This window comes from Immundisolibacter sp. (genome assembly GCF_028696615.1).
Classification (GTDB): Bacteria; Pseudomonadota; Gammaproteobacteria; order Immundisolibacterales; family Immundisolibacteraceae; genus Immundisolibacter.
Genome location: NZ_JAQVGQ010000229.1, coordinates 1 through 3,855 on the forward strand (window position 1 = coordinate 1; position 3,855 = coordinate 3,855).

Annotated in this window: 3 protein-coding genes and 1 tRNA gene; 3 read left to right on the forward strand and 1 reads right to left on the reverse strand. The window is 65.6% G+C overall.

The window, feature by feature from the left end:
* Window positions 1-571 (reverse strand): DEAD/DEAH box helicase family protein (locus tag PHC73_RS12180; RefSeq protein ID WP_300128641.1); only part of this gene is annotated, 571 nt, incomplete at its 3' end.
* 83 nt (window positions 572-654) lie between these two features.
* Between PHC73_RS12180 and PHC73_RS12185 the strand changes: the two genes are divergently transcribed.
* The 3 genes from PHC73_RS12185 to PHC73_RS12195 form a co-directional block, all read left to right on the forward strand.
* Window positions 655-1,839, forward strand: a complete 1,185-nt coding sequence (locus PHC73_RS12185; protein ID WP_300128643.1) for a pyridoxal phosphate-dependent aminotransferase — start codon at window positions 655-657, stop codon at window positions 1,837-1,839.
* Window positions 1,840-1,936: 97 nt separating this feature from the next.
* Window positions 1,937-2,012 (forward strand) — tRNA-Asn (locus tag PHC73_RS12190).
* Window positions 2,013-2,569: 557 nt separating this feature from the next.
* Window positions 2,570-3,855, forward strand: a 1,286-nt coding sequence (locus PHC73_RS12195) for a UbiD family decarboxylase (RefSeq protein WP_300128646.1), incomplete at its 3' end; no start/stop codon positions are given.

A 3,855-nucleotide genomic window follows, 5' to 3' on the forward strand; every position in this document is an offset into this window, starting at 1 on the left:
CGCGCGTGAGGTTGAGGTCGTTGCGCGTGTACTGCAGCTCCGCCAGGCGGCGCAGGATGGCGCGCTGGTCGATGCGCTCGCCGCGCGACAGGTGCAGCACCATGCTCAGATACATGCGCGGGTCGCCGAGGCCGTAGATGGCCGACACCGACGCCACCACGATCACGTCCCGCCGCTCCAGCACCGCCTTGGTGGCGGACAGGCGCAGTTGCTCGATCTGCGCGTTGATGGAGGCGTCCTTCTCGATATAGGTGTCGGACGCCGGCACGTAGGCTTCCGGCTGGTAGTAGTCGTAGTACGAGACGAAGTACTCGACCGCGTTGTTGGGAAAGAACTCCCGGAACTCCGCGTACAGCTGCGCGGCCAGCGTCTTGTTGTGTGCCAGCACCATGGTCGGGCGCTGCACGGCTTGGATGACGTTGGCAATGGTGAAGGTCTTGCCGGAGCCGGTGACGCCCAGCAGCACCTGCGCGTCCTCGCCGGCCTCGAGGCCCTCGATCAGGCGCGCGATGGCCTGCGGCTGGTCGCCAGCAGGCTGGTAGGGACTGTGCAATTCGAAGGCGTCGGACATTAGCGCGGCGGCTGACCTGAAACGGGCAAGTGCGTATAGTAGCCGCCCTTTTTTCGTCAACCGCCCAGATCGGGGTACCCGCCGTGGAACTCAAGCTCGCCGCCCGTGTCGCCGCCATCAAGCCGTCCGCCACCATGGCGGTCACCGCCAAGGCCAAGGAGCTGCAGGCCGCCGGCCGCAAGGTGATCGGCCTCGGCGCCGGCGAGCCGGATTTCGACACCCCGCAGCACATCAAGGACGCCGCCAAGGCGGCCATCGACGCCGGCTTCACCAAGTACACGGCGGTCGAGGGCACGCCCGAGCTGCGCCGCGCGATCGCCGACAAGTTCGCGCGCGAGAACGGCCTCAGCTACCAGCCGGCACAGATTCTGGTGTCCAGCGGCGGCAAGCAGAGCTTTTACAACCTGGCGCAGGTGCTGCTGGAGGAAGGCGACGAGGTGATCATCCCGGCGCCGTACTGGGTGTCGTACCCGGACATCGTGCTGCTGGCGGGCGCCACGCCGGTGGCGCTGGAGACCAACCTCGACAGCCACTTCAAGATCACCCCGGCGCAGCTCGAAGCGGCCATCACGCCGCGCACCAAGCTGCTGGTGCTGAACAGCCCGTCGAACCCGACCGGCAGCGTGTATTCCGAGGCCGAGCTCAAGGCGCTGGCCGAGGTGCTGCTGCGCCACCCGCAGGTGTGGATCGCCAGCGACGACATGTACGAGCACATCCGCTGGGACGGCACGCCGTTTCGGAACATCGTCAACGCGTGTCCTGAGCTGTACGAGCGCACCATGGTGCTGAACGGCGTCTCCAAGGCCTACTCGATGACCGGCTGGCGCATCGGCTACGCCGCCGGTGACGCGCGCGTCATCGCCGAGATGGCCAAGATTCAGTCGCAGAGCACGTCGAACCCCTGCTCCATCTCGCAGGCCGCCACGCTGGCGGCGCTGCAGGGCGACCAGTCCTTCATCAAGGACATGAACACCGCCTTCAAGCAGCGGCACGACTTCGTGGTGGCGGCGCTGAACGACATCCGCGGCATCCGCTGCGCGCCGGCCGACGGCGCGTTCTACTGCTTCTTCAGCGTCGAGGGCGCCATCGCCAACACGCCGGGCGTCAACGACGACGTGGAACTCGCCGCCTGGCTGATGGAAAAGGCCGAGGTCGCGCTGGTGCCGGGCAGTGCCTTCGGCGCGCCGGGTTATCTGCGGCTGTCGTTCGCCACCAGCATGCAGAACCTCGAAGAGGCCATGCGCCGCCTGAAAGCGGTGCTCGGCTGATGTTTAGCGGACCGTTGAAAAGGGTTTTTCAACGGCTTGTTAGCAGCCCGTCGGCTTGACCGCCGACGGGCCGCCGCCTAGACTACGCGGCCTCTTTTCCCCGGTAGCTCAGTCGGTAGAGCAAGTGACTGTTAATCACTGGGTCGGCGGTTCGAGCCCGTCCCGGGGAGCCATCTTCAAAATCCGCGCATGATCGACACCCTGCCCAAGGCCCTGCTTGCCACCGTCCTCGCCATCGTGGCGGTGGGCGTGGTGTTTGCGCTGATCGTCTGATCCGGCGGCCGGCCACGCGCCGGCCACCCTCCGTTTCCCGCCCGCATTTCGCGTCGCCGTTGGACGGCATCCGGCCGTCCCACACGAAAATCCCTTGCTGCCGCAACCGGCAGGCATCTGTCGTGGCGACATGTAGCGGTCCGCCGCGCGAGATAGCCGTGCCTTGGCGGGTTACCGGCCGTTCGATTCATACTTACGCGGTGCTGAAAAATTCCCAGCAGGGATTTATTCGGCACTGACGGATTTCGCCGGCCACGGATGGCCTCTCCCTTGGGAAATGCTGAAAAATTCCCTCCCTGGAATTTTTCAGCTCGCCGTCACGCGGTACACGCCCGCGCGACGCTCCGTGAATCAAGGGGTTACGCCCTTGATTCACGCTGGGGCATCCTGCCCCGGACGGAAAACACTGAATAAATCAGCGTTTTCCTTGCCGATCTGCCTTTCACCTGGAGACGCCATGTCCGCCGTTCAAAAACCCGCGCTGCGCAACGCCGATGTGCCGATCGATTTTCGCGAGCACATCACCAATCTGCGCGCCCGCGACCTGCTGTGGGAAATCGACGCGCCGATCGCCATCGAAACCGAGGCCCATCCGCTGGTGCGGTTGCAGTTTCGCGGCCTCAAGGAAGACCAGCGGCGCGGCTTTTTGATCAAAAACCCGCACAGCGTCACCGGGCGCCGCTACGAGAGCGATCTGGCCATCGGCTGCCTGGCCGCCTCGCGGCGGGTGTTCGAGACCGGCCTTGGCCTGCAGCCGGGCGAGAACCTGCTCGAGCTGGTCTCGCAGGCGCTGCGCAATCCGCTGCCGCCGCAGGTCCTCGAGCACGGCCCCTGCCAGGAAGAGGTGCACCTGGGCGCCACGCTCACCGAACATGGCGGCCTTGGCGAGTTCCCGATCCCGATCTCGACCCCGGGCTACGACAACGGTCCCTACACCACCTTCTCGCACTGGGTCACCAAGGACCCCGAGACCGGCATCTACAACATCGGCAACTACCGCGGCCAGGTGAAGGCGCCGGATCGCATCGGCTGTTTCACCTACCCGCCGCAGCACCTCGGCCTGCACTGGGTGAAATGCAAGCGCTTGGGCATTCCGCTGGAGGCGGCGCTGGTGATCGGCGTGCCGCCGTACGTGTCCTACGCGGCCAACGCCAAGATTCCCTACGAGTCCGACGAACTGCAGGTGGCGGGCGCGCTGTCCGGCGCGCCGCTGCCGGTGGTGCGCGCCAAGACGGTGGACCTTTTGGTGCCGGCCTACGCCGAGATCGTCATCGAAGGCAAGATTTCGACCACCGAGCTCGAACCCGAGGCGCCGTTCGGCGAGACGCACGGCTTCATGTCGCAGCCGGTCAATTCCTACTTCATGGAGGTGACCGCCATCACGCACCGCAAGCGGCCGATCTGGTGCTCGATCCTGTCGCAGTTCCCGCCGTCGGAGAGCACGCGGTTGCGGTCGATCTCGTTCGAGGCGTCGTTCTACAAGCACCTCAAGTACGACTGCAACCTGGCCGGCGTGCTCGACGTGCACTTCCCGCAGCAGACCTCGGCGTATTACACCTGCTTCATCAAGATCAAGCGCAACACCAAGGCCGACCCCTGGCAGGCGCTGTATGCGGCGGCGGCGTATGACCCGTTCATCAAGATGTTCGTGGTCACCGACGAGGACGTGGACATCCACGACCCGGAGATGATGCTGTGGGCGGTGGCCACGCGCGCCATGCCGCACCGGGACATGCGCATCCT